Source organism: Paenibacillus paludis (assembly GCF_042610515.1).
Classification (GTDB): domain Bacteria; phylum Bacillota; class Bacilli; order Paenibacillales; family Paenibacillaceae; genus Paenibacillus_AQ.
Window position 1 is genome coordinate 212,399 of sequence record NZ_JBGJZP010000006.1, and the last position, 25,024, is coordinate 237,422.

Sequence of the window (25,024 nt, forward strand, 5' to 3'; positions counted from 1 at the left end):
TGATCGGGAAGTTTGACAGACAATCGCCGGTGTGCGTGAAGACGCCGCGGGAGGAAAGTCCGGGCTCCACAAGGCAGGGTGCTGGATAACATCCAGTCGGCGCGAGCCGAAGGATAGTGCCACAGAAATGGACCGCCGATGGCCGCTTTCGGGCGGCACAGGCAAGGATGGAACCGAGGTGTAAGAGACCCCGAGGAACGCTGGTGACTTCGTTCCTGGTAAACCCCATCTGGAGCAAGACCTAATGAGACGCAGCGCTTCCTTAACCGGAAGAGCAGCCTTCGCCTGAGGCGTGTCTAGGTTGGTCGCTGGAGCTGTGCAGTAATGTATGGCCTAGATAGATGATTGTCGCTTATGGTGGGAGGGTAGTTCCCGTTTGAACCACGACGAGCACAGAACCCGGCTTACGGCAAACTTTCCTAACTGACAACTCTTATGAACTGTTATACTGTGAATTATATACGACAGACAGCGGCCTTCCTTTGGAAGGCCGCTTTTTTAACGCCTTAGTTCAAAGATGAAAAAGACCGCATCGCTCCCTGTTTGCACGAGGACGGTACGATCTTTTTTGTTGTTTTAGATGATCACTCTGGCGGACCTCAGTGACGTTATTTACGCGATAATACTCTTTTTGTCGTAGAAGCGGACTCAGGCGGCGTTATTTACTAAAATAGTGAGGTTAATAGCGGTTCTATTGCTAAATAACTGCACTGGAGTCCGCACCAGGCATTATTGAGCTGATTTTTGACAAATTAGGTCTCTGGAGTCTGTGCCGAAAGCAGATCATGTAGAGTCTTCGGATAAGAGCAGTGTTTTTCCGAAATTCTACCTTCAGACTAAGCACTAACGTGCCGGAGTATTCCTGGCTGGCTGTTCTAGCAGAAGCAACAATATCTGACAGGCAACGCAGCGGGGTCTCTGTTATTCCAGCGTCGGCATGAGCGTTGTCTCCAGGCTCTGGGAGTACTGGCTGATGGCCTGTTCCAGCCGCCCTACAGCGAGCGGAACCAGCTCCGGCGGAGTATGGGTGAAGTTAAGCCGCATTGCATTTCTCACCGGCTTGGCGGAATAGAATACTTCACCGGGTACAAAGGCTACACCTTGCTCCACGGCGAATGGAAGCAGCCTGGCAGTGTTAATAGTGGTGGACAGCTTCAGCCACAGGAACATCCCGCCTCGTGGTTCTTCGAACTTTGCGTCTTCCCAGCCGCGCGACGACAGCTCGGCTGAGAGCTGTTTCATCCGTGAGTGGTATTCGCGGGAGATAAGACGGATATGTCCCTCAAGGTCAAAGACCCGAAGCAGTTCATAGAGGGCACGCTGGTCTATGGTGCTGGAATGCAGGTCGGCTGCCTGCTTCGCTTTGGCAACTACCCGGATCAGCTCAGCCGGGCCGATAATCCAGCCGGTACGCAGGGCAGGTGCGACTATCTTGGAGAATGTTCCCGTGTAGACGACACAGGAATCCTCTCCGCAGCTTCTGTCGATCGCTGCCAGTGATGGAGGATAAGCATCAGCGGAGTCGTCGAACTTAATTTCACCGTAAGGGTTGTCTTCAAGAATCAGCACGCCATATCGTCGGCACAGGGAAACAACTTGTTCGCGGCGTTCCTTGCTCCAGGTGGCCCCGGAGGGGTTGTTGAAGGTAGGGACGGCATAGAGCAGCTTGGGGCGGTGTGTGCGAAGCTGCTCCTCCAGATGGTCCGGCAGCATGCCGGATTCATCGCTCTGAACAATGTGAATGTCCGCCCGGTAGGAGTTCATCACCTGCAAGGCTGCCATATAAGTTGGAGCTTCCACGAGGACTGCGTCTCCGGGATCAAGCAGTATTTTGCACAGCAGGTCGATGGCTTGCTGGGAGCCTGTGGTGAGGAGCATTTCCGAGATATCGGTGGGGATACCCTGACGGGTCAGCCTGGCCACAACCTGCTCACGCAGCGGAATATAGCCTTCGGTCAGACCGTATTGCAGTGCCGATGTCTCGCCGGCAAGGGCGCGGCTGTAAGCCTCACGAACAGCTTCCACCGGGAAGAAGTCTTCGGCGGGCAGCCCGCCTGCCAGCGAAATGATGTCTTTGCCTTGGGTAATCTTCAGAATCTCACGAACTGCCGAGGATCCCAGATGTTCCGTCATCGTAGAGTAATTGATCTTCATAAAAATGCTCCCCGCTTTACAATTTTGTTGTATCATAACGGCATAGCGGTATAACAGTAAAGCGTTGAATATAACAGTGGGGGGAAGCGCAGATGCATATTGATTTACTCCGCAGCGGCAGTAAATCTCTGCCGCAGCAAATCAGCGAAACGATGGCCCAGCGGATCACTTCGGGATTGCTGCAGCCGGGAGCCCGCCTGCCTTCCGTGAGAAATCTGGCATCTTCCCTGAAGGTAAGCCAGGTAACGGTAAGTAAAGCTTATGCTGAATTGGAAAGTCACGGGCATATCAGCTGCAGCCAGGGAAAGGGCTGCTTTGTAGCCGAGAGAGCGCGAATGTCCCTGGATGCTGGAGCGGGGTGGCAGGACGGGTATGACGACTTTTTGCCGCGGGCTCAGCTATGGCGTAATTTTGATTATTCCAAGGTGGAATATCCTTTTCATATGGCAGCGATTCATGGTGATCTGCTTCCGCTGGATTCTATCGGTGCGACCATGTCAACGCTTGTGACCGAACAGCCGGAGCTAATGGCTTCGTACGGCAATTTCCAGGGGGATCTGGAGCTGCGGGAAGTGATGTGCAGACATCTGCAAGGTCATGGAATCCATCTGCGCTCATCTGATTTAATGATCACGAGCGGAACCCAGCAGGGGATTGATCTGGTGGCCCGGACGTTTGTCGGCCCCGGGGATACCGTGTATCTGGAAGCGCCCAGCTATACGGGGGCTATAGATGTTTTTGCCGGCCGGGGGGCGGAGATGATCTTTGTGCCCATGGACAACGAAGGGATGAAAGTGGATGTGCTCACTAAACAATGCGACCGGAGACCGCCGAAGCTAATCTATACCAATCCTACGTTCCAAAATCCGAGCGGCGTCACGATGAGCATCACAAGAAGACAGCGGCTGCTGGAACTCGCCAGAAGCTACCGCTGTCTCATTGTGGAGGATGATCCGTTCAGTGATCTGTATTTCCGTAAGCCGCCTCCGCCTTCGATCAAATCGATGGATGCAGAAGGGCATGTTGTGTACATGAAAAGCTTCAGCAAAGTCATTGCCCCAGGCTGCAGAATTGCCTGCGTTGCCGCCGGAGGCAACATTCTCTCCCGGCTGATTGCCGCCAAATCGGCGAGTGATCTCGGGAGCCCCCTGCTGACCCAGAAGGCGGTGCTTCCGTTCATCGCGCGCAAATATGAGACTTACGCAGAGCAACTGCGAACCGCGTTGCGGGGACGCATGGAGAAGGCGGCAAAGCTGCTGAAACAGCATGCCCCTCAGGGAGTGTCCTGGAATCTGCCTGAGGGCGGGCTGAATTTGTGGCTGCAGCTGCCTACGGCCAGCGGCATCGGCAGGCTGCATGAGCTGGCAGAGCAGGAGGGCATCTCTTTCCTTCCGGGCGATGTCTGCTACTCCGGAGAGGTCCCTTCCCGGCATATCCGGCTATGTTATTCGCAGATGAAGGAAGCAGATATGGAACGCGGGCTGCGGCTGTTCCTGAAGCTCTTGGACAAGCATCTCAGCTCTGTCCGTTAATTGCTGTTCTCCAGACTGTGCTGCATGGATTTCAATTGACGATCGACATGCTGCGGGAATAGCTGCAGCGGAACTACACTTCCTCCGGCTGCCCGGAGTGTTCTATAGATGTCGACCTGACCCCAGCCATAATATTTATCATGGCCGGTATCGCCGAGGTCGACGGCGTTCGAGATCATCAGCTCCATGACCTCCTTATTGGTCAGCGCCGGGTTGAGCGAACGTACAAGTCCCGCGAGTGCAGCTACATGGGGGCTGGCCATAGAGGTGCCGGACAATGCTGCATACTGGTTGTCGGGGTAGGTGCTGGCGATGCTTTCCCCGGGTGCGGTGACATCGATGTAATCCCCATAATTGGAGAAAGAGGCTTTTTCTCCATTAGCGTTAGTCGCGGCAACCGCCAGAACCTCCTCATAAGCAGCGGGAAATCCCGGACGTTCAGTGTTATCGTTGCCCGCTGCGGAAACGATAACGACATCGCGGTCATAGGCATACTTAATCGCATCATGCAGAAACTGCGAATCGGCATAGTTGCCGAGGCTGAGATTGATCACCTTGGCTCCGTTGTCGGCTGCCCAAATAATACCCTCAGCGACGGAATACGTGGTGCCTGCGCCGGAGTTGTCCAGCGCTTTGACTGGAAGGATTTTGTTGTACCAGCTGATGCCGGCCACTCCCTCCTCGTTGTTGATCACTGCGCCGATAATGCCGGCTACATGGGTTCCATGCCCCACATCGTCATCCGGTGTCGAACCTTTTGCGACCGCGTTATATCCCGCCAGAAGCTGGCCCTGCAGATCCGGATGGCTTGCCTGTACGCCGGTATCGACCACAGCCACAACCACTTCCTTGCTGCCCTTGGACAAATTCCAGCCTTGCTCTGTTTGAATAGCCGGCAAATTCCATTGGTAGGTAGAGAACAGCAGATCATTAGGTGTAATTACACTGGCTCCTGTATTTTCGACTGCAGTCTCATTGGTTAAATACATATAGTGAGGCTCTGTATATTCAGGCTGCCATTTAGAGGTGAAGTAGGTTTTAAGCTCGGCATAGTTCATTTTATCCGAACGGAAAATATAGGCATATCCCAATTTGCGCGGCTCCTTGCAGCGGATGTCCGCAGTTATAGTCTGGATCTGTCCTGCAGTGAGATGACCGCTCTTAAAGCGTACGACGATTTCATTCTCGTAGAAATGGCTGGCGTTCTCATTATCATGGCCGGTCTTGACTGTGATATCCTTCAGCGTATCAGCATGAACCGATTCCACCCGGTACTTACCTTCCTTAGGATAAGGGATCAGCCGCAAATTTTTGAGCTGATGATCGGCGACACGGTCAAGGATCTTCTGATTAATCAGGGCAATGACACCAATTTTTCTATCCTGATCACGCTGAGCCATGAAATAATATTTCTTCTGACCGATGATGAAGGAAGGGGATTCATAGGATTGATGACCTCTGATCGCTGATTTTGCCGTATTCAGGTACTTCAGCAGCTGTTTGTTCTCCTGATCGCTGCCCTCCGGCAGTGAGGATTTGAAGGTGTGTGTTTGCTGGGTAACGAAATCGATCCAGATGAGCATGGTGATATGCCCGTGTCCTTGCTGCAGACGTTTGGCATATGCTGAAATATCTCGGGGTGCTGCACCATGCGTATCAGCAAGCATTGTTCTTAGGTGTTTACCGACGTCGGTCCGGTTCAGCCGGTCTGTAGCCTTAACATCCTGAACCAGGGAAGTTTTCTTGAATGTTTTTTCCTGTGAGGGATTAGGCACGGCTGCTTGTTTCAGCTTCCCGTCTCCTTCAGGCCGCAACGCAAACGTCAGTAGAACTACCGTGAACGCAGCGGTGACTAAACCGGCGACGGTTAAATTTTTACGGGACATATTTTCCGCTCCTTCATGGCATCGTAATAGCTATAGGTTTAGAAGAGAGCGCCCGTTTTATGCATCACAGAAAAGGATACCGCGTCCCAAGGTTTTATGTTAATATCAAAAAGAGTAATAGGAATAATTAAGTTACAGGGAAATAAGCAATACCTATTGTAGAATGACTACAAGAAGTTGAAAATGACTACAAGAAGCAAGGACTAATAAGGGGGAGCACTCGCCATGTCAGCAGCCAATGTGCAGAAATTGTGTGAAACGACGAGAGAAAAACTTAAATCCGTGATCGGTAAAATGGAATTATTCCTCAACAACCATGCCCTGCCTCAGCTAGTAACCGAAGAAGATGAAGAAACGGTAGCTTTTTATCAAGGTTTCCTGTCCGATCTCCGCCACCTGCTGGTATTCTCGGAAATGTCTTATGAGAAGCTGGGAGTTGCCCTGCGCCGCGCCACATTTGACGAAGCATTCGCGCAAAAAGCGCTATATAATGTATATCATTATGGAGTCAACAATTTCTTTTATCCAAAGAATGAGAGTTACTCCGAGGACGGCCGTTACGCTTACACAGGCCAGGATGCCATCCGTTTCCGCAAAAAGCCTGTTCGCCCGGCCCGTGATATTATTATGGAGATTACCAAAGTCTATGAAGAGCTGCGCGATGACCTCAATTATTATGAGAATGATTATTTAACTGAAAAGCGTATGCAAAACCAGGTTTAACATCTTATGTCATATTTCGCGAAATTCAAAGGATCGTTTCTGTCATGTACACATGGCGGAACGGTCTTTTTTGTAAATATAAGTTAAGCATTTATATGTTTCACACGATAAATTATCCTTCTATTTCTCGCTGAAACGGTACCGTCCTTAAAAAGGACGGCGAAGCCGTTTCCACTTGATTGATTAAGCTTTCTGCAAAGCATTGGGACACAGTGTTTTTTGTGGGTTTTGTGGAGGGGACTGGCACCTTGTCTACCGCATAGAGATGAAATTCCACGGACATAATGATTCCTGAGGTGATCACATGACAACCGCAAAACCGCTTGTAAGATGCAGTGTGAGCAACTGTCATTATTGGGGTGAACAGAACTTATGCCGGGCCGAGGAGATCGTTATTGAAATCGACAAGCATGCAGGCAGCGGGTTCAAGGAAGAATATGCCGAAGAGATGATGGCTAACAATCATCATGATCATGCCGGAACTTCGTCCGCGACCTGCTGTCTGACCTTCAAGCCTAACAACTAGGAGGCCTGAAAATGGACAAACACAGTGATAAATCCAAACTTGACCCATCCGAAAGGAAAAAAATCATCCTGCGTCCGCGTAGAGTGGATTTTCCCCGGCGGGACCGGACCCACAATGAAGAATATGCCGCGGAGGTAAGCCCGCTTCCGGCACATATTCACAGCACAGGCGGCAAAACAGCCGAGACCAAGGAGCACAGTGAAACAGAGACCGGCAGTAAAAGTATGGGGAGGGTCGGGCTGGGCTTCGGGATTGCCTCCTTGTTCATCTGGTCGGTCATTCTTGGTCCCGTAGCTGCCATACTTGGGTACTATGCTTACGCCAAAGGGCAAAAAACTACCGGCGCATGGGCAATGGGACTGGGGATTGTATCCACACTCAGCTATTTTGTCATGATACCATTTGCCCGCTAGCGTAAGAAGAAACCAGAAGCAATGGATTCAAAACAGGCTTTTAGACCTAACTATGAGGGTCTGAAGTCTGTTTTTTCATGTCAGCATATAGCAATTATTATGATTCGACTGTAAAATAAAGTCGTATTTTAAATTTAAATTGAGTTTCTTTAAGGTTAGGAATTTTATATAGAGGATCAGCAGAAGGAAAGGAAAGTGCAATATGGCGATCAATCCGGCTTCAGGGAGCGGAGTTGGGCAACTAAGATGGGTGAACTTAAGAAGTTCAAGCCTCAAAAGTGAAACAGGGAAAAATTCCAGTGAAGTATCGGGTTCAACGTCAGCGGAGTTTTCCGCTTTGCTGCAGGAGCGGACGTTGCAGCCGGAGGATAAGGACAGCGCCACTGCACTGAATTCCCTTGGCGACAGCTCCTCTCTAAGCGGTCTGCTGTGGCAGCAGCTTGGTGGGACAAGCGATTCTTATAACGCAATTTCCGGGGAAATAACGGAAACCAGGCCTACCGATTATGAAGAGCTGATTCAGACGGCCAGTACGAAGTACGGTGTGCCGGTCGACTTGATCAAGGCAGTAATCGATACGGAATCCTCGTTCAACCCGAATGTCGTTTCTTCGGCGGGAGCGAAGGGATTGATGCAGCTGATGGATGGCACGGCGAATGGCCTAGGTGTTTCCGATCCCTTCGATCCGGCTCAGAGCATTGACGGCGGAGTGCGTTATTTATCGTATCAGCTGAAGCGTTTTGACGGGCAGGAGAAGATGGCGCTGGCCGCTTATAATGCCGGTCCGGGACGGGTAAATAAGCTCGGAGTCAACAGTGACCAGGAGCTGATGGAGAAGCTTACCCAGCTTCCGAAGGAAACCCAGGCCTATATTCTCAAAATAGAACGCGCCCGAGCTGAGTACGGGGTATAATAAAAAGGATCAAATGGTGTCGTCTGGACCACTCTGGTGGCGGGACCCGTTTGATCCTTTTTTCCGGATATAAGAAAGTACAGGCACCTAGACTTTATAAGTTCAGCCGGATCAGTTATTCTATATTCTCGCGCATGAGCTTATCAGCACAGAAGCAAAGGAGAGATCCGATATATGCTGTACTGGGATTATGCCGCTGCCGCACCCCCTTATGAAGAAGTAGTGCAGACGATGGAGCAGATTATGAAGCAGCATTATGCCAATCCCTCGTCGCTGCACCGTGCAGGTACGGAAGCGGACCGGCTTATCAAACGTTCAAGGGAAGTCTGCGCAGCCGCGCTCGGAGTGAAGCCGCAGGAAATTCTGTTCACCTCTGGCGCTACCGAAAGCAACAACCTCGCGGTAAAAGGCGCAGCTCTGCAGTATCAGAGCAGGGGACGCCATATCGTGACTACGGAAATAGAGCATCCTTCGGTCTATGAGAGCTGCCTGCAGCTGCAAAACATGGGCTGGGAGGTCACCTTTGTAGCACCGGATAGCTCAGGAATGGTTGAGCCCTCCCGTATTGCCGCTGCGGTGCGCCGGGATACTGTACTTGTCAGCGTGATGCATGTCAATAATGAGGTTGGAACAGTGCAGCCGCTGCTGGAGATCGGACGGCTGGTGAAGGCTGCCAACCACCGGACGCTGTTTCATGTGGACGGAGTGCAGGGCTACAGCGGGTTTGAGCCAAGACTGGGTGAGTGGCAGGCTGACCTGTACAGCTTGTCCCCCCACAAAATCCGCGGCCCGCGCGGAGTAGGGCTGCTGTATGTAAGAGAAGGGGTTACACTATTTCCGTTGCTGACTGGCGGCTCCCAGGAGAACGGACTCCGCGCCGGTACGGAAAATGTGCCGGCGGTTGTGGCTTCCGCCAAAGCCATCCGCATGAGCGGCGAGCGGAGGGAACAGTTTAACCATGTGATGATTCCGCTGCGCAACCGGCTGTTGAAGTTTGTGGCAGGCATCCCGGAATTGAAGGTCAACAGCAGGGAGGACGGAGCTCCGCATATTGTCCATTTCTCTTATCCCGGCATGAAGGGGGAGGTGCTGGCCCGCAAGCTGGAGGAACTGGGGATGGTCGTGTCCACCCGTTCGGCCTGCTCTTCGCGGCTGGCCGAGCCGAGCCGGATTCTGCTGTCCATGGGCAGGGATGTTTCTACGGCACTTGGCGGAATCCGCATTAGCCTTGGCGACAGCCATACGGAAGCTGATATTGCCCTGCTGGAGCAGGCGCTGCTTAAGGCTGTACAGGCTTTGAAGATTGTTGAAGGAGGCATGAGATAACCGATGAAAGAGCAGGAAACTGGAACTGCCATAAGCGGCGGAAGCAGTATTGAATATGCAGATATGCTTATACTGAGGTTCGGGGAATTTACACTGAAGGGCAAGAACCGGGCCCGGTTCGAGAAGACGGTGCTGCGCCATGTGAAGGAGATGGTCAAGCCATATCCCCAAGTGGTGCTGAGCAAGGAATTCGGACGGATTTATGTGCAGTTGAACGGTGAGCCGGCCGGCGAGTTGGCGGCGTCGCTGAAGAATGTCTTCGGCATCGCCTCTATTAGTCCGGTCAAGGTCTCTTTATCGGAGTTTGACGATATCCTGTCCGCCAGCCGGACATTCCTGGAGATTATCGCTCCAGCCCCGGGTACTACCTTTAAGGTCAACGCGCGCCGGGTATGGAAAGAGTTCCCGCATGGCTCCATCGAGATGAATAAGCTGATCTCGACTCCGCTGCTGCAAGGCTATCCCGGCCTGATCGTGGATGTGAAATCACCGCAGATGGAGCTCAAGATCGAAATCCGCGAGGGGCATACTTATATTTTCTGTGAGAATATCCCCGGGGTCGGAGGGTTTCCGCTGGGAACCAACGGAAAGGCTATGCTCCTCCTGTCCGGCGGTATTGATAGTCCTGTGGCAGGCTGGTCTTCGATGCGCCGCGGTTTGGAAGTGGAGTGTGTCCACTTCTACAGTTATCCTTATACGAGCGAGCTTGCCCGCCAGAAGGTCGTGGATCTTGCCCGGGTGCTGTCGCGTTATGCCGGGGTGATTAAACTGCATCTCGTTCCGTTTACGGAGGTGCAGACCGCTTTTACGGGGATTGGCCAGGATAACCTGATTATTACGCTGATGAGGCGGGCGATGCTGAAGATTACCACCCGGCTGGCTGAACGGGAAGGGGCGCTTGCGCTTGTTACCGGGGAGAGTCTGGGGCAGGTGGCCAGCCAGACGTTGTCCAGCATGAATGTCATCGGACGCGCTACAACGCTGCCGCTGCTGCGGCCGCTGGTCATGATGGACAAAAGCGAGATTGTCGAGCTTTCCCAAATGATCGGCACTTATGATTTATCTATCTTGCCTTACGAGGATTGCTGCACGTTATTTGTGCCAAAATCGCCTACGACCAACCCGAATCAGCGGATCGTAGACAAGATTGAAGCGACGTTGCCCGGATATGCCGCACGGCTGGATGCTGCTGTCGCGGGGACAGAGACGATTTCCATTACGCCTTACGGGGATGAGAAACCAAGCGATGTAGTTCCGGCGCAAGCCGGGCTGCAGGAAGAGTGGTTCTAACGCAATAGCAGGTGGCCCGAAACCGTTGACGGATTTCGGCCCCCCTTTTTTTTGTTGATGAAATGTTATGTCTTAGCCCGAGGTCCCGCTATGCGGGATCTTTTTGTGCTCCAGCCGCCGTTTCCAGTGCCCTGCAGCGAGTATGCCTGCAATCACAAGGATGATGAAGAGAACATGGAGCAGCGGGTGCTGCTCAAAAAAAGGCTGGAGCTTCTGTTCACCGGTAATCATGGTGGAGGCGGTGTACCCCAGCACTGCGGAACCGATGTAAATAATCCAGGGATACCGGTTAATCAGCTTAATAAAAAGCGTACTGCCCCAGACCACAATGGGGACACTGATAAGCAGTCCTACCACAACCAGCGTGATATTGTGATTGGCTGCTCCGGCAATGGCGATGACATTGTCCAGACCCATGGCCGCGTCGGCAACAATAATTGTCCGCACAGCCGCCCACAGTGTGCCTCCGGCCTTGATATCCGCATCGTTATTTTCCCCGCTGAGCAGCTTGTATGCAATCAGAATCAGCAGCAGACCACCGAACAGCAGCAGCCAAGGGACTTTCAGCAGCCAGACAACCAGTATGGTAGCGATGATCCGCAGCACAACGGCTCCGCCCGTTCCAAGCAGAATAGCCTTTTTCTGGGTGTCTGCCGGTAAATTTCGTGCAGCAAGCCCGATGACAATAGCGTTGTCCCCCGCCAGAATCAAATCGAGAAAAACGATATTCAGCAAGGGCAATATAAAATCGGTAACGGTTGTATTCAAGCCGGGTCACTCCCATAGTTTGTTGGTCAGAGCATTAGACAGGTATAGTTTTGTATACGCAAAAAAGGGGCCGGACATGCATCAGCCGGGAAAAAAGTTGGACAGGAAGCATAGCTTGTCGCCATTCCACATACATGTAATTACATGTAGTCCGGGGAGGTAAAAGCTAATGGATTCCTTGTTGCTGCTTGGGGAAATATTGATGATCAATCTTGTGCTGAGCGGAGATAACGCGATGGTCATAGCGATGGCCAGCAAAAGTCTCCCGGAGAAGAACCGCAAAACTGCTGTCTGGTGGGGGGCTGCGGGCGCTGTCATTCTGCGGTGTGTGCTGACGTTTGCGGCTGTGCTGCTGCTGAAAATCCCTTATATTGAAGCAGGCGGAGGCATTCTGCTGCTATGGATTGCCTTCAAGCTGCTGCTGGAGGAAGAAGAGGAGGTTAGGGTGGAGGAAAGCTCTACCGTGTGGAGGTCCATCCGCACCATTCTGTTGGCTGACTTTATCATGAGTCTCGACAATGTGCTGGCGATTGCGGGAGTAGCCAAGGGTGATTTGGCCCTAATCGTCATCGGGATCGCGTTAAGCATTCCGATCGTCGTCTGGGGAAGCGGTATTATCGTCGGCTGGCTGCACCGGTTTCCTGTACTTGTCTTCATCGGCGCCTACATACTCGCCCATACTGCTGGAGAAATGCTGCTGCAGGATGCCAAGTTTGGCGCGGTGCTCTCCTTTATGCTGCCGTCTTTACACTCCATTTTGCCGCTTGCACTTGGTGTTATCGTTGTCCTGTCCGGCATGATTAAGCGGAGGACCGTATCCGCAGGTTAAGAAGCGGCAATACTAGAGGCTGTGCCAAAAGCTGGATAAGCTGGGGCGCAGCCTCTTTAGACTGAGCAGCTTTTTCATCATCTTCTAAAATATGAAGAATGATGGTGTTTTATTTATTTTTCAGATAAAATATAAAGGGAATCCTGTCGCAGGAATGAACTTTCGAAGTGACGAGGCAAGGAATAGACGTGAATTTGAAGGGATGGGTGATTGATGTCTTCCAAAAACGACATGAAACTGGGTATTTTTATTGCCGCCGCCGGCATTGTGATTCTATTCGGAAAGCTGGGGGTGTTCGGGTTTCTCGGGCGGGCCTTATGGCCACTCGTGATACTGGTTCCAGGCCTGTTCCTGCATGTGCTTTTCTTCAGCCGCCGCGCTTCGGCAACCGTGTTGATTCCGGCCGGAATATTGACTGTATATGGGTTGCTGCTCGGGTTATGTAATACCTGGGGCTGGGGGCTTATGACTCATCTGTGGCCGCTGCTGCTGTTCGGCATCGCTGTCGGGCTGTATGAATATTCGCTGTATTCTTCGGCGCGGACCGGCGGTCTGATGACTACGTCTGTCATATTGGGAGCACTGAGTCTGGTGCTGTTTATCTTCAGTCTGCTGGGCACAGGAGCATTGTATTTGTTAGGTGCGGTACTGATTGCTGCCGGGATTTGGCTGATGGCCGGGCGCGGAAAACCGGGAAGCCGCAAGAAGTGGAACGGGGGCTGGTGAGTGAACCGGCAGCTGTGAAATTTGCGGATCTTCTCAAGGAAAAAAGGGTCTGACTCGAAATTAGAAAAATTAAACGAAGTTGGAAATCGTTTTTTCAGAAAAAGACTTGCTTTTCATAGTGCTTTCACTATAATATTAAGGAATGTTGGAGCGTCGGCTTTCTGCCAGGCGCTTCTTTTGTGAGACTGCCGTGACATGCTATAAATTTAAACATTTTTAATTTGATAAATGAGAGGATTTGGATACAAATCATGCATTCAAGAAAAGATATTCGCAACATTGCGATCATTGCCCACGTTGACCATGGTAAAACAACACTTGTCGATCAGCTTTTGCAGCAATCAGGAATTTTTAGCGCGCATGAGCACCTGCAAGAACGTGCCATGGACTCGAACGACCTGGAGCGGGAACGCGGAATCACCATCCTAGCCAAAAATACAGCAATTACCTATAAAGAGTTCTTGATCAACATTGTAGATACCCCGGGCCATGCTGACTTCGGCGGCGAAGTGGAACGGATCATGAAGATGGTTGATGGTGTACTGCTTGTTGTTGACGCATATGAAGGCTGCATGCCGCAAACGAAGTTCGTTCTGCGCAAAGCGCTGGAACAGCACCTGACACCAATCGTTGTAGTGAACAAGATTGACCGTCCGGCTGCACGTCCGAAGGAAGTTATTGATGAAGTGCTGGATCTGTTCATTGAGCTTGAAGCCAGTGACGATCAGCTGGAATTCCCGGTAGTTTATGCATCCGCACTAAACGGCACATCGAGCATGGATACTGAGAAACAGGATGACAACATGCTTGCTTTGTATGAAACCATTGTTGAGCATATCCCGGCTCCGACTGAAAAAGTTGAAGAACCTCTGCAGTTCCTTGTTACGCTGATGGATTACAATGAATACCTTGGCCGTATTGCCATCGGACGTGTAAACCGCGGTGTTATCAAGCAAGGCCAATCCGTAACTGTTATTATGCGTGACGGTAAGAGCAAGACGGCACGGATCGAGAAGCTGTTCGGCTTCCAGGGCCTCAAGCGCGTAGAAACCGAAGAAGCGGGCGCAGGTGACATCGTTGCTATCGCCGGCATCAAGGATATCAACATCGGTGAGACGATTGCCGATCCGCAGCATCCTGAAGCTCTTCCGGTTCTGAAGATCGATGAGCCTACGATGCAAATGACGTTCCTCGTGAACAACAGTCCGTTTGCCGGTAAAGAAGGCAAATGGGTAACTTCCCGTAAGCTGCGCGAGCGTCTGTTCAAAGAGCTCGAAACAGATGTCAGCTTGCGTGTGGATGAAACGGATTCTCCTGACGCCTTTATCGTATCCGGACGCGGTGAGCTTCACCTCGGTATCCTGATCGAGAATATGCGCCGTGAAGGTTATGAAATGCAGGTTTCTAAGCCTGAGGTTATCGTCAAAGAAATCGACGGAGCCAAGATGGAGCCGCTTGAACGTCTGATGATTGACGTTCCGGAAGAAAGCATGGGCGCCGTAATGGAGAGCCTGGGCAGCCGCAAAGCCGAAATGGTCAACATGATCAACCACGGTACTGGTCAAGTTCGTCTGGAATTCCTGATTCCTGCACGCGGCCTGATTGGCTACAATACACACTTCCTGACGCTGACACGCGGCTATGGTGTAATGAACCATGCCTTTGACAGCTATGCTCCACTGATCGGCGGCCAGGTTGGCGGACGTCATCAGGGCGTGCTGGTGTCCAGTGAGACCGGAAGTACAACGTTCTACGGTATGATGGGCGTAGAAGACCGCGGTATTCTATTCCTTGAGCCAGGAACAGAAATCTACGAAGGTATGATCGTCGGTGAGCATACCCGTGATAACGATATTATCGTTAACATCTGTAAGGAAAAAGCACTGACCAACGTGCGTTCCGCTACAAAGGATGAAACGGTAAAAATGAAGACCCCACGGATGTTCTCTCTGGAAGGTGCGCTTGAGTATCTGAACGATGACGAATATTGTGAAATCACCCCGAAATCCGTTCGTCTTCGTAAGAAGATCCTGAACAAGGGCGAGCGTGAACGTGTAGAAAAGCAGCGTAAGTCAGCACAAGCCAGCCAGGCCTAAGCTGATATAGAACAAGCCGCCGGATGTTGAATCCGGCGGCTTGTATTTGTTTAAATATAAAAATTTATATGCTTCACGCTATAAATTATCCTTCTATTTCTCGCTGAAACGGATACCGTCCTTTTGAGGACGGCGAAGCCGTTTCCACTTGTGAGGCGATCTTTTAAATTGCAGGGATTATTTGCGGATTAAAGCTCCCGGGGATGATATAATGTAAGCGATACATACCTTGGGAGGAGTGGTGAGCTGTGCAGAGATGGTTTGCGGAGCATCCTATTGTGGCCTATATTGTCATTTTTATATTGCTGACTTATGTGTATAACCGTGTATTCCGCGTGAATCAGAAGCTCCCCATTGGTAAAGAAATCGTGCTCTATCTGATGATGGCACTTGGCTCAGGCATGCTGCTGATTTTTCAGCATGACAAACTGCCGATCATTCAGTGCCTGCTGGTGGCTGTAGGACTTATGCTGCTCGTGCGGGTCCGTTATTTTGTGGAGGCCCGGCAGAAGCGCAAGGCTGCTGCAGCAGCCAAAAGACAATAACCGCAACTTTTACCGTTTGAAATCGTCTATAGTAAGTATAAATCAACCTAATCTATGCGAAATGAAAAGGACCTTATTCTATTATGAGTACAAGCAAGGGAAGTTTACCTCCAAGAAGACCCGCTGGACCCCAACAAACGGGCAGAGGGCAGCAGGTTAAGGCTGCTCCTGGAAAACAGGGCAAGAAAAAAGCAAAGAAACGGGGCTTTGCAGCCCGTTTGGGAAAAATGCTATTAATTATCCTTCTGGTTGCGATCCTGGCTGTGCTGGGTTACGTAGGGTTTCTGTACTATAAGTTCGAGCAGGGAGGATTTGGAGTGGACCAGCCCGTCCAGGACAGCCAGCTTGCTTCGTCTAAGCCGCTGACTATGCTGCTGCTGGGAACCGACAACCGCCCGAAGCATCCGTCCAATCTCACGGATGTTATTATGGTTGCTGCACTGAATCCTAAGACGCATTCGGTGACGATTGTCTCGCTTCCGCGGGATACTTACGTCGAGCTGAGCGGTTATAAGAAGACCAAGATCAATGCGTTTTACCCCCGCTTCAAGAGCAAGGAGAAAACCTCAGGCATTCTAGCTGAGGATGAGATGAAGACGATGATGAGCAAATATCTGGACATTGATGTCGATTATGTCACCGTGCTCGATTTTCAAGGCTTCCGTGATATTGTGGACGAATTTGATGGAGTAGATGTCAACATCAGTGCCGACATGTGCTATACGGACAGTGTGGACGGAACAGATATTAATCTGAAGAAAGGCCCGGCCAAGCTGGATGGGGATGAGGCGCTCGATTATGTGCGTTACCGCAAGTCCAACTGTAGTCCAAGGACCCAGGCTTCCGATGACTTTGACCGCAATAAACGCCAGAACGAGGTATTGAACGGACTGGTTGGACAAATGCAGTCCCTTGGAGGAGTGCTCAAAATAGGCAAGGTTTTTGACGCCGTGGGCGACAACATGCAAAGTGATATTGAGAATGCACAGATCAAAAGCTTGATTTCTACTTATTGGAAAATATCTAAAGAGAATATTGAATTTGTGCCGGTGACCGGAACCTGGCGCAGCCCGTATGTATATATTAACGATAAAGAGCTTGAAGCGGCAAAGAAAAGCCTGCAGAACCGGATTGCCGGGGTTTCCTCCGCTGCCTCAGAGTCTACTGCTCCTTAACGAAGGTCTGGAAGCAACTCTAAATTGAATGCAAGTTTGGGCGTGTGCTATAATATAATAAAGTGAACGCACATTTGCCGCATAGGGGGCCTGTACTTATGTCCGAAGCCGTTGCTCAGCTCAATGAAACCTTGCTATCGATGCTGCAGTCGGAAACGTTTGTCCTGCTTAACACTGTTGATGCGGAATCCGGAGGCCCTACGTCTACGGCAATTTCGTGGATTTATGCAGTGAGCCCTTCTATCGTGCGTCTGGCGGTAGACCACCGCTCCAGACTTGTGAACAACATGAAGGTGAATCCAATGGTAACCGTAACAGTTTTTGGCGAGGGCACCGTTCATGCCATTAATGGGCGTGCTGTTGTGAGGCAGGATCCGCTGCCGGATGTTCCCTTCAAGATGTGCTGTTTTGATGTTGAAATTGAAGCGGTACGCAACGCGCTGTTCTATGGCGCGCAGCTGGAGTCCGCTCCAAAATATGCTAAGGTATACGATGCGCGTGCGGCTGAGAAGCTGGACGGCCAAGTATTTGCCGCCATGCAAAAAGCCCAGTGAGGATCTCACTAGGCTTTTTTTGTCCAAAGAATCAGGTTATTGATTGTTGCCTTTCGGCTTGGTATCCTCTGGCAGCTGCGGTATGATGCGGCCGATGATATCCGCCATTTCTGCAGCGAAGCCGGACACCGGATTTCCCTTAGAGATATGACGGCCCATTTCGTTCAGTCTGTTGGAGATATCCATATCGGCAGTGACGAAGGCCTTGACGCCACGCGGATCTTTACGGATGGCTTCAGCCACCGAATATTTGATGCTTCCGACACGCGAACGTTCCAGCTTCCCGTCAACATCAATGCCAACCACGGCGACATTGTTCATTACGACACAGTGGGCACCGTTGACGCCTGGAACTCTTTGGGCCAGCTGTTCAAAATGATCCTTGAGTGCAACATCGCTGTCCCCCTTGCCGTCAGAAGCTTGTCCGGCTTCAGCGTAAGGGGCCATATTACCATCATTAGACAATGACCGTACCTCGCGGTTTCCCTGGCTGCTTAAAGCCTTGGCCGATTGTTTATCCTGAGGAGAGGGTGATGTCTCTTTATTAGCGATACCGCAGCTTGTCAGCAGCAGCAGTACCAGCAACAGACACATTGATTTTCTCATATGTGCTTACTCCTTTCAGTCAGAAATCAGTTCTTTACTTTATCTTGCCCTTGCTGAAAAGAGTTATGTATGATCAATCAAACCAGGCGCTGTGGAGGGGATAGCATGAAAAAGATATTTGTACTAGACACCAACGTGCTTTTGCACGACCCCAATTCGATCTTTGCTTTCAAGGAGCATGAAGTAGTCATTCCGGCCGTGGTTCTGGAAGAGATCGACTCCAAGAAGCGTAATGCCGATGAAATCGGCCGCAACGCCCGCACCGTGTCACGATTGTTAGACGGACTCCGGGAACTGGGCCACCTGCATAGCGGTGTGGTTCTGGAACATGGAGGCATGCTGAAGGTGGAGCTTAACCACCGCAGCTTCGTAAAGGTACAGGAAATGTTCGGTGAGGTATCCAACGACAACCGGATATTGGCTGTAGCGCTCAATTATCTTCATGAGGAGAACGAGAAAGCTGAACCACGCCCTGTGGTACTCGTAAGTAAAGATGTACTTGTCCGCATCAAAGCGGATGTGCTTGGCATTACACCGGAGGATTATTTATCTGACCGTACAGGTGATCTGAACGAGCTGTATACCGGCTACCAGTCACTGATGGTCCATCCTTCGCTGATTGATGAATATTACAGCCATCGTTTCCTGTCCGTCAAACAACTGCCCCTGTCCTATGCGCTCTACCCGCATGAATTTGTAATTCTGAAGGATGAGATCGGCAGCGGCAAATCTGCTCTGCTCAAAGTGAACAGCGACGCCACACGCCTTGAACCGCTTTATTTGGGCAATGATGCGGTGTGGGGTATCAGTGCCCGCAATGCCCAGCAGCGGATGGCGCTGGAGCTGCTGTTGAACGATGACATCCCGCTGGTAACTATTACCGGCAAGGCAGGAACGGGCAAAACGCTGCTGGCGCTTGCTGCCGGATTGTTCAAGGTGGAGGATGAGCACCGCTACAAGAAGCTGCTCATCGCCCGGCCGGTTGTGCCGATGGGTAAAGATATCGGATATTTGCCCGGGGAGAAGGATGAGAAGCTGCGTCCGTGGATGCAGCCGATTTATGATAATTTGGAATTTCTGTTTGATACGAAGAAGTCCGGGGATATTGATAAAATACTCATGGGCCTCGGCAGCATCCAGGTGGAGGCACTAACCTACATCCGCGGACGTTCTATTCCTTCACAGTTCATCATTATTGATGAAGCCCAGAACCTTTCCCGCCACGAGGTGAAGACCATCGTCTCCAGAGCCGGGGAAGGCAGCAAGGTTATTCTTATGGGCGACCCGGAGCAGATCGACCATCCGTATCTCGACGCAGCGAGCAACGGGCTCAGTTATATTGTCGAGAAGTTTAAGCAGGAAGGGATCAGCGGTCATATCACACTGGAAAAAGGTGAGCGTTCCCGCCTGGCCCAGCTGGCCGCCGATTTACTGTAATCGCCAGAGGTCTTTGATTCGTTGCATTGCACACAATATAGTGGGTTCGTAACATACCTAATCACAGCGAAGTGATTCATTATCAGTACCACAGCAAAAGCCGGGAGATCAATGTCTCCCGGCTTTTTGTCTGCCCCTCCCCGGAACGGCGGAGGTTTCAGAGCTTATACGCACGCGATAATGGAATGGAGAGAAATTTTGGAACTGGAGAAGCACTAGCGTTCGCCTTTATCCCCGGATTTCTTCCGCTGCAGGCGGAATTATATAAGTTGAACAAAAGAACTACCTAGAGGCAAAAGCAGCGGAGGGGAAGTTTGGAACTGTAGGAGCGATAGCGACCGCCTTTGTCTACGGATTTCAACCGCAAATAGCGGGTTAAATCAAGAAATCTGTAGACAACAGCGGCCGGAAGTCCAAACATTCACCGCAGTTGTGTTCGATGCCGGATTGGTAAATCTTAAGTTCAACTTATATAGAATCAGGAAATCTGAGGATAACAGCGATCGGAAGTCAAAATCTTTCTTGTAATGCAACATTATATCGCAAATGTCTCGAGGCCTCCGCGGTTCACACCTATATAATAGAAAGAGAACGTTTTCAGCTAACACAGACAATCAAAGAATCATCTGGTAAAATAGGGGGACAAGTGTTTAGGCCGGAGGGGAAAAAGAAATGCTGAGACGCAAAAACTATTGGCTGCTGTTTGCAATACTGCTGCTTGCGCTGACAAGCTTGTCACCCAGCATGGAGCTGGACACCAGCGAACGCACCCGTCCGCAGAAGTTGCCGCTCGATCAATCAGAGCGCCCGGATTCGGGAGAGACGGGAAATGTGCAAAGCCTGCGGATTCGCGTTTCGCTGAGCAGCGAAGAGCTGCGTGAGCTGGAACGGATCAGCAGGAACTATACGTTATCGAGCGGGATTGAAGTTGTGCTGAGCAATGTGGACAGCGAGGAATCGGCTGAAGCGCTGAAGCAGGACCTGACTACAGGCGACAGTCCGGATATTGTGATGACCGATGGCCGTAATATTTCCGATCTGGCCACCCGGGGATATTTGCTTCCGGTGGATGTCTATCAGAGCGTTCCCGGCAGTGCCCCGCTGACCCTGCTCATTCCGCAAATGCAGTGGAATGGTTATGATTGGGGAGTTCCGCTCGATATTGATCCTTACGTACTGGTGTATTCTCCGGCGCGCCTTGCCGAATTGGGCCTTTCGGAAGCGCCGAAAAGTCTGGAACAGTGGAGCGGTCTGCTGAAGCATCTTCGAGAAGAACAGGATCAGGAACAATATATCCTGGCTATGGATACCCGCAACCCTTATGGTTACTCTGCGGTTCTGGAAAGTATGGGGGCCAGCCTGACTTCAGAGAATGCGGCAATGCTGGAGTGGACCCAGAACGCCCGTAGCTCCTTCTATCTGACCAGCCGGTACGATAAAGAAATCTGGAATATGCTACAGGAGGGAAAGGTCGCCGTAGCTGCGCTTCCGCTCTCTGAATTCCAGAAGCACGGGAATTCATCGCTGGCTGTGGAAGTGCCGCTGCCTGGCGGGAGCAGTAAAGGCTATGAGGCAATGTACAGCCGTTTCTTCGCTCTTCCCGCAGAGTCGAGCAACCCGGAGGCAGCGGTGAAATGGCTCGCCTATATTACCTCCAGCTCCGCGCAGCTCGAATGGCTGGAGAACACGGGGCGTCTGCCTGCGTTGGATGAGCTTTACCGTTCGGGACTTCCAGAGATGGACAGGCTTCCTTTTGACTCCGGGGTGCTGCTGACAGACGAAGCCATCACCGAGGAAAGACCGGTTGGCGGCTGGAGTGAGCTCTCCACGGCGGTGGCAATGTTGCTTACCGGTAAGCTGGATGCCGCAGGATACCGGGAAGCGCTGGCAGCACCCTCAAAATGAGATGGAGAGCTTTACATAAAGCACGCCTTCTTTGCTTTCTACTTCAGTCGCATGCAGAAGTGAGACGATTTTCTCCGGATAAAACCCTAGATCGAATTCTTCCTCCAGTGACTGGCGGGTGGAATCAGGCAGCTCCAGGCCGTTAAATACTACATTGTCGACATGGAACATGAGCCCGTTAACCGGCTCGTTTTCAATCGTGTAATGACCGGTCAGGGTAAGCGTCAAACCGCCGCTGGTTCCCGAAGCAGTCACCTGACCCTTGTTGAAATGAAAAGCAAAATCCTTAAACAGCTCATTTTGTGAGACCAGAAAGGTATTAAGATCCTCTTCTTTCAGCGCAAGGGTATAGGTCATTCCTTTACGGGTCAGCATCCCGCTTTTGCTCTGGACAAATTGCGGCAGATGATTCATAGCCGATGACAAAGCCTTGAAATAGGTTTTTACTTCATGGATACCAATGTTCTCCCAATACCTCGTAAATTCGTTCAGCAGCGCGCTCATGCTCTCCGGATCGCTGCTGGCGCTGATTCCTCCTTCAATCTCCTCATTTAACGCGGCAACCCGCGTTTTTTGTTCGGTAAGAGCCGTTTTAAGCTCCTCAAGCTCCTTGCTGCTGCGCAGCGAAGCCGTTATCGTGGATTTCATATCTTTGTACTGCTCTTCATACTGATTGAGGATGTCGCGGTCCTGCCCAATAATAATCTCGTAATAATCGTACAGGGCAAGCATCCGGCTGATACTTTTAGCGGAGAGCAGAGCAGCCAGCAGACTATCTCTGTCCCCCATATAATAAGAACGAATGACAGCCCCGGCACGCTTTTGTTGATCTGTGATAGCTGCTTCTTTATCTGCTGCTTGTTTGCTGAGGAGTGAAACCTTCTTCTCGAGAACCTTTTGCTCCGCAGTAATTCTAAGGATCTCACGTTCGATTTCAGCAGAGGACAACGTCTGCTCCAGCAGCTTGCGGGTCTCTTCGTTATCGGGAAAATCAGGAGGAGAGGAGACGGCGGCAGCACTAGAGCCCATGGAAAGCGAGGCCGCAGAGGTCAGCGGCAGCATCGTGCAGAGAAGCAGAATGAGCAGGAAGGCGAACCTTCGGCTTAAAATATTGCAGGAAAGCACTACACCACCACCTTTGGCAAAATAGAATAGGTATGTACTATTAATATGTTTTGTCCTGCTAAAATATCATACCCTGTTTTCCGCCTCCCGGCCTACAAAAAGACAAACAAAAAACGGAAGTCGTCCTTATTTCTAAGGATTTGACTTCCGTTTGATTGGCCAATAGCCATTATAGCGGCAACCCCATCTGAAAGATCGTCCAGTAGCTGAAGCCGGTAAATGTAACAATCATATATCCCCAGAACAACATGATGTAGGTCTTTTCTGTAAACTTCAGATAGCCAAGTATTACAAAAAAGGCGGTTTGCAAGAAGAAGAGTAAGGCCATCTCGGTTAAATCCCCGGCAAAAGCCATCAGCCCGATTACGAGCGTGAAAAACCCCAATACGCGAAACATGCGGTCCAAGAGAGTGTCCCCCTTCTTAGAATGATTCCCGAATATGACTTCTTTGGATTAATTATACCTCCTGGACAAAAGACTGTAAACGAATTCATTGAAAAAAACCTTTGTTTTTTAAATTAATATGATTTTTGACATTGACATATGTGTTTAGCGAAAGAAATTAGAAATTATAGCAATGTGCGTATGATGTTTAAGCAAAATGGAAATACAATTTAGTATCAAATAGATTCTATGAACTCTATCAGAGGCATAGAAATGGAGTAAGCAGCTTTTATCCTATTCACTACCCGGCGGAGCTGCCGGTTATGAAGATGGCTATTTCATGATGTTGTTAGGAGGGTTAGGCTTTATGACAGCCGTTAGACAAGATGCTTGGAGTGCTGAAGATGATTTGATTTTGGCAGAAATAACGCTGCGTCATATCCGGGAAGGCAGTACGCAACTCGCTGCTTTTGAAGAGGTGGGAGAAAAAATCGGCAGGACCTCGGCGGCATGCGGATTTCGCTGGAACAGTTGTGTCCGCAAAAGCTATGAGGATGCAATTGGCATCGCTAAAGGCCAGCGCCAGAAGCGGAGCTATTTGAAAAAACAGCCGATGAACAGGGGAGCACAGGTAGCAGGACTGATTCTCGGGGACATTGAAGAAGAATATGGACGAAGCGAAGGCTTGAACGAAAATTCGTTATCCATTGATGCGGTTATCCGTTTCCTCAGACAGTGGAAAGGAACCTTTCAGGAGGCGGGACGCCAGCTGAAGATGCTGGAAAGAGATCTGCGGGAGAAGGAAGATGAATTATCCGAGCTCAGGGTGGAAAATGAGCGGTTATCGAAGGAAGTTAACCTCGCCCAAAGTGATTACCGTGTGGTAAACGATGATTACAAGGCACTGATTCAGATTATGGACCGTGCCCGCAGACTTGCCTTCCTTAATGAAGAAGAAGAGGAAATGAAGACTCGGTTCAAAATGGATGCCAACGGCAATCTCGAACGTATGGAATAAAGGTTAAGCAACGGTATGACCCGCAAACAAAGCTGCCTTCGGGCACAGTGTTTGCGGTTTTTTTGTTTTTTGCATTTGCGGGAGCCTGCGGATATAATGAGGGAAATTATTGGAAGGGTGCGGAGGCGCGGCGTGAAAATTGATATCATTGGCGCGGGATCACTTGGTTTGCTGCTGGCAGGAAAACTTATCGGCGCCGGAGCCGAGGTCAGACTCTGGTGCCGAAGTGATGAACAGAGCAGGGCGCTGGAGGAGAACGGTATTACAATAAGCTATGAGGATGGCCAACCCCCGGTTTTTCTTCCGCCCGACAAGTTTAAGTCAGCATCTGTGAACACATTTGCCGAAGTTTATCTGCACGATCCGGGGGATTGGATGGCAATCATGGTCAAACAGAATGCACTCCATAATGAATTCCCGCAGATACTGCTTCCACTTAAGCAGAGCAAGATTCAGGCGGTGTGTTTTCAGAATGGCTATGGCCATTTGGAGCTGCTGCAGGAGCTGCTGCCACAAGCAGCAGTTTGGGCAGCGGTAACCACTGAGGCAGCCAAAAGAAAAACATTAACCGAGGTTGTTCATGCAGGGAGAGGAGAAATATGTATAGGGAAGGTTGGCGACAGCAATACTACTCATGGTCCATCCTCGCTAATTAGTTTCATTGAAACGCTCACAGCAGCAGGATTCTCCGCCTCTATGTCGAAAGAAGTGGATACCATGATTTACCGGAAGCTTTTAATCAATGCTGTGATCAATCCTCTTACAGCGATCTGGCGCGTACCGAACGGTGAATTGCTCGCTGCCGAGCAGCGCATACATTTGATGAAGGAGCTGTATGAGGAAGCGATTGCCGTTTATGAAGCCTGCGGTATTGCTCTTGAAAGTAACGCCTGGGAAGGCATAATGGAGGTTTGCCGGGCAACAGCCGGCAATATTTCATCGATGCTTGCCGATGTGTTGTCCTCAAGAGCAACGGAAATACGCTGGATTAATGGGAGCATTGTGGATATGGCGGAGCGGAGCGGCATCGATGCTCCACAACACCGCTGGATTTGCCGGATGGTAGAAGGCATGCTTGTGAGGGAGAGGTGA

Annotated in this window: 23 protein-coding genes and 1 other RNA gene; 18 read left to right on the plus strand and 6 right to left on the minus strand. The window is 50.7% G+C overall.

What is annotated here, in order from left to right; genetic code table 11:
* The first annotated feature begins 7 nt into the window (after nt 1–7).
* Nucleotides 8–422: RNase P RNA component class A (gene rnpB / locus ACAN56_RS13755), an RNA gene on the plus strand.
* 499 nt (nt 423–921) lie between these two features.
* On the opposite strand, the gene ACAN56_RS13760 is transcribed toward rnpB, so the two are convergent.
* Complete coding sequence (locus tag ACAN56_RS13760; RefSeq protein WP_038595411.1) at nt 922–2,154, minus strand: aminotransferase-like domain-containing protein; 1,233 nt, start codon at nt 2,152–2,154, stop codon at nt 922–924.
* A 92-nt stretch (nt 2,155–2,246) separates the two neighbouring features.
* Here ACAN56_RS13760 and pdxR point away from each other — a divergent pair, with 92 nt between their 5' ends.
* Nucleotides 2,247–3,686, plus strand: coding sequence for a MocR-like pyridoxine biosynthesis transcription factor PdxR (pdxR, locus tag ACAN56_RS13765; RefSeq protein WP_379143441.1), 1,440 nt, complete (start codon nt 2,247–2,249; stop codon nt 3,684–3,686).
* Here the strand turns inward: pdxR and ACAN56_RS13770 are convergent.
* Complete coding sequence (locus tag ACAN56_RS13770) at nt 3,683–5,572, minus strand: S8 family peptidase (RefSeq protein ID WP_038595409.1); 1,890 nt, start codon at nt 5,570–5,572, stop codon at nt 3,683–3,685. The genes pdxR and ACAN56_RS13770 overlap by 4 nt on opposite strands.
* Nucleotides 5,573–5,797: 225 nt before the next feature.
* Here ACAN56_RS13770 and ACAN56_RS13775 point away from each other — a divergent pair, with 225 nt between their 5' ends.
* The 6 genes from ACAN56_RS13775 (at nt 5,798) to thiI (ending at nt 10,763) form a co-directional block, all read left to right on the plus strand.
* Nucleotides 5,798–6,295 (plus strand): YpuI family protein, encoded by a 498-nt coding sequence (locus ACAN56_RS13775; RefSeq protein WP_038595408.1) that lies wholly within the window; start codon nt 5,798–5,800, stop codon nt 6,293–6,295.
* A 304-nt stretch (nt 6,296–6,599) separates the two neighbouring features.
* A complete protein-coding gene (locus ACAN56_RS13780; RefSeq protein WP_038595407.1) occupies nt 6,600–6,821 on the plus strand; it encodes a DUF1540 domain-containing protein in 222 nt (73 codons plus the stop codon).
* An 11-nt stretch (nt 6,822–6,832) separates the two neighbouring features.
* Nucleotides 6,833–7,234: a hypothetical protein gene (locus ACAN56_RS13785; protein ID WP_038595406.1), complete on the plus strand. Its 402-nt coding sequence runs from the start codon at nt 6,833–6,835 to the stop codon at nt 7,232–7,234.
* A 202-nt stretch (nt 7,235–7,436) separates the two neighbouring features.
* Nucleotides 7,437–8,147 (plus strand): lytic transglycosylase domain-containing protein, encoded by a 711-nt coding sequence (locus ACAN56_RS13790; protein WP_379143447.1) that lies wholly within the window; start codon nt 7,437–7,439, stop codon nt 8,145–8,147.
* A gap of 174 nt (nt 8,148–8,321) precedes the next feature.
* Entirely contained in the window at nt 8,322–9,473 is a 1,152-nt protein-coding gene (locus ACAN56_RS13795) for a cysteine desulfurase family protein (RefSeq protein ID WP_038595404.1), read from the plus strand.
* Between the two features lie 3 nt (nt 9,474–9,476).
* A complete protein-coding gene (thiI, locus tag ACAN56_RS13800; protein WP_379143450.1) occupies nt 9,477–10,763 on the plus strand; it encodes a tRNA uracil 4-sulfurtransferase ThiI in 1,287 nt (428 codons plus the stop codon).
* Nucleotides 10,764–10,835: 72 nt separating this feature from the next.
* Here the strand turns inward: thiI and ACAN56_RS13805 are convergent, their stop codons facing one another.
* The gene (locus tag ACAN56_RS13805) at nt 10,836–11,531 is read right to left on the minus strand and encodes a TerC family protein (RefSeq protein ID WP_340896949.1); all 696 of its coding nucleotides are present in this window, start codon (nt 11,529–11,531) and stop codon (nt 10,836–10,838) included.
* A 169-nt stretch (nt 11,532–11,700) separates the two neighbouring features.
* On the opposite strand from ACAN56_RS13805, the gene ACAN56_RS13810 reads away from it, so the two are divergent.
* From ACAN56_RS13810 to ACAN56_RS13835, 6 genes are all read left to right on the plus strand, one after another.
* Nucleotides 11,701–12,360: a TerC family protein gene (locus ACAN56_RS13810; protein ID WP_038595402.1), complete on the plus strand. Its 660-nt coding sequence runs from the start codon at nt 11,701–11,703 to the stop codon at nt 12,358–12,360.
* A gap of 213 nt (nt 12,361–12,573) precedes the next feature.
* Complete coding sequence (locus ACAN56_RS13815; RefSeq protein WP_076109027.1) at nt 12,574–13,086, plus strand: hypothetical protein; 513 nt, start codon at nt 12,574–12,576, stop codon at nt 13,084–13,086.
* Nucleotides 13,087–13,337: 251 nt separating this feature from the next.
* On the plus strand, nt 13,338–15,182 hold the full coding sequence (typA, locus tag ACAN56_RS13820; RefSeq protein ID WP_038595399.1) for a translational GTPase TypA: 1,845 nt from the start codon (nt 13,338–13,340) through the stop codon (nt 15,180–15,182).
* 248 nt (nt 15,183–15,430) lie between these two features.
* Entirely contained in the window at nt 15,431–15,727 is a 297-nt protein-coding gene (locus tag ACAN56_RS13825; RefSeq protein ID WP_038595398.1) for a YlaH-like family protein, read from the plus strand.
* An 83-nt stretch (nt 15,728–15,810) separates the two neighbouring features.
* Nucleotides 15,811–16,902, plus strand: coding sequence for an LCP family protein (locus tag ACAN56_RS13830; protein ID WP_379143454.1), 1,092 nt, complete (start codon nt 15,811–15,813; stop codon nt 16,900–16,902).
* Nucleotides 16,903–17,000: 98 nt separating this feature from the next.
* On the plus strand, nt 17,001–17,456 hold the full coding sequence (locus ACAN56_RS13835) for a PNPOx family protein (protein WP_038595395.1): 456 nt from the start codon (nt 17,001–17,003) through the stop codon (nt 17,454–17,456).
* 36 nt (nt 17,457–17,492) lie between these two features.
* Here the strand turns inward: ACAN56_RS13835 and ACAN56_RS13840 are convergent, their stop codons facing one another.
* Nucleotides 17,493–18,062: a YhcN/YlaJ family sporulation lipoprotein gene (locus ACAN56_RS13840; protein ID WP_379143456.1), complete on the minus strand. Its 570-nt coding sequence runs from the start codon at nt 18,060–18,062 to the stop codon at nt 17,493–17,495.
* 105 nt (nt 18,063–18,167) lie between these two features.
* Here ACAN56_RS13840 and ACAN56_RS13845 point away from each other — a divergent pair, with 105 nt between their 5' ends.
* Nucleotides 18,168–19,499 carry a PhoH family protein gene (locus ACAN56_RS13845; protein ID WP_076109033.1) on the plus strand — a complete coding sequence of 444 codons (1,332 nt, stop codon included), beginning with the start codon at nt 18,168–18,170 and terminating at the stop codon, nt 19,497–19,499.
* A 672-nt stretch (nt 19,500–20,171) separates the two neighbouring features.
* The gene (locus ACAN56_RS13850) at nt 20,172–21,404 is read left to right on the plus strand and encodes a sugar ABC transporter substrate-binding protein (RefSeq protein ID WP_379143459.1); all 1,233 of its coding nucleotides are present in this window, start codon (nt 20,172–20,174) and stop codon (nt 21,402–21,404) included.
* Here the strand turns inward: ACAN56_RS13850 and ACAN56_RS13855 are convergent.
* On the minus strand, nt 21,396–22,529 hold the full coding sequence (locus tag ACAN56_RS13855) for a coiled-coil domain-containing protein (RefSeq protein ID WP_379143461.1): 1,134 nt from the start codon (nt 22,527–22,529) through the stop codon (nt 21,396–21,398). The two genes, ACAN56_RS13850 and ACAN56_RS13855, sit on opposite strands and share 9 nt — an antisense overlap.
* A gap of 169 nt (nt 22,530–22,698) precedes the next feature.
* Nucleotides 22,699–22,935: a DUF2626 domain-containing protein gene (locus tag ACAN56_RS13860; protein WP_038595390.1), complete on the minus strand. Its 237-nt coding sequence runs from the start codon at nt 22,933–22,935 to the stop codon at nt 22,699–22,701.
* Between the two features lie 346 nt (nt 22,936–23,281).
* Between ACAN56_RS13860 and ACAN56_RS13865 the strand changes: the two genes are divergently transcribed.
* Both ACAN56_RS13865 and ACAN56_RS13870 read left to right on the plus strand, forming a co-directional pair.
* Entirely contained in the window at nt 23,282–23,932 is a 651-nt protein-coding gene (locus ACAN56_RS13865; RefSeq protein ID WP_038595388.1) for an RsfA family transcriptional regulator, read from the plus strand.
* A 132-nt stretch (nt 23,933–24,064) separates the two neighbouring features.
* Entirely contained in the window at nt 24,065–25,024 is a 960-nt protein-coding gene (locus ACAN56_RS13870; RefSeq protein ID WP_379143464.1) for a ketopantoate reductase family protein, read from the plus strand.

Excerpts from the sequence above, each read along its gene's own strand:
- ACAN56_RS13760 (WP_038595411.1), bottom strand. The coding sequence starts at position 2,154 with ATGAAGATCAATTACTCTACGATGACGGAACATCTGGGATCCTCGGCA.
- pdxR (WP_379143441.1), top strand. The coding sequence starts at position 2,247 with ATGCATATTGATTTACTCCGCAGCGGCAGTAAATCTCTGCCGCAGCAA.
- ACAN56_RS13770 (WP_038595409.1), bottom strand. The coding sequence starts at position 5,572 with ATGTCCCGTAAAAATTTAACCGTCGCCGGTTTAGTCACCGCTGCGTTC.
- ACAN56_RS13775 (WP_038595408.1), top strand. The coding sequence starts at position 5,798 with ATGTCAGCAGCCAATGTGCAGAAATTGTGTGAAACGACGAGAGAAAAA.
- ACAN56_RS13780 (WP_038595407.1), top strand. The coding sequence starts at position 6,600 with ATGACAACCGCAAAACCGCTTGTAAGATGCAGTGTGAGCAACTGTCAT.
- ACAN56_RS13785 (WP_038595406.1), top strand. The coding sequence starts at position 6,833 with ATGGACAAACACAGTGATAAATCCAAACTTGACCCATCCGAAAGGAAA.
- ACAN56_RS13790 (WP_379143447.1), top strand. The coding sequence starts at position 7,437 with ATGGCGATCAATCCGGCTTCAGGGAGCGGAGTTGGGCAACTAAGATGG.
- ACAN56_RS13795 (WP_038595404.1), top strand. The coding sequence starts at position 8,322 with ATGCTGTACTGGGATTATGCCGCTGCCGCACCCCCTTATGAAGAAGTA.
- thiI (WP_379143450.1), top strand. The coding sequence starts at position 9,477 with ATGAAAGAGCAGGAAACTGGAACTGCCATAAGCGGCGGAAGCAGTATT.
- ACAN56_RS13810 (WP_038595402.1), top strand. The coding sequence starts at position 11,701 with ATGGATTCCTTGTTGCTGCTTGGGGAAATATTGATGATCAATCTTGTG.
- ACAN56_RS13815 (WP_076109027.1), top strand. The coding sequence starts at position 12,574 with ATGTCTTCCAAAAACGACATGAAACTGGGTATTTTTATTGCCGCCGCC.
- typA (WP_038595399.1), top strand. The coding sequence starts at position 13,338 with ATGCATTCAAGAAAAGATATTCGCAACATTGCGATCATTGCCCACGTT.
- ACAN56_RS13830 (WP_379143454.1), top strand. The coding sequence starts at position 15,811 with ATGAGTACAAGCAAGGGAAGTTTACCTCCAAGAAGACCCGCTGGACCC.
- ACAN56_RS13835 (WP_038595395.1), top strand. The coding sequence starts at position 17,001 with ATGTCCGAAGCCGTTGCTCAGCTCAATGAAACCTTGCTATCGATGCTG.
- ACAN56_RS13840 (WP_379143456.1), bottom strand. The coding sequence starts at position 18,062 with ATGAGAAAATCAATGTGTCTGTTGCTGGTACTGCTGCTGCTGACAAGC.
- ACAN56_RS13845 (WP_076109033.1), top strand. The coding sequence starts at position 18,168 with ATGAAAAAGATATTTGTACTAGACACCAACGTGCTTTTGCACGACCCC.
- ACAN56_RS13850 (WP_379143459.1), top strand. The coding sequence starts at position 20,172 with ATGCTGAGACGCAAAAACTATTGGCTGCTGTTTGCAATACTGCTGCTT.
- ACAN56_RS13865 (WP_038595388.1), top strand. The coding sequence starts at position 23,282 with ATGACAGCCGTTAGACAAGATGCTTGGAGTGCTGAAGATGATTTGATT.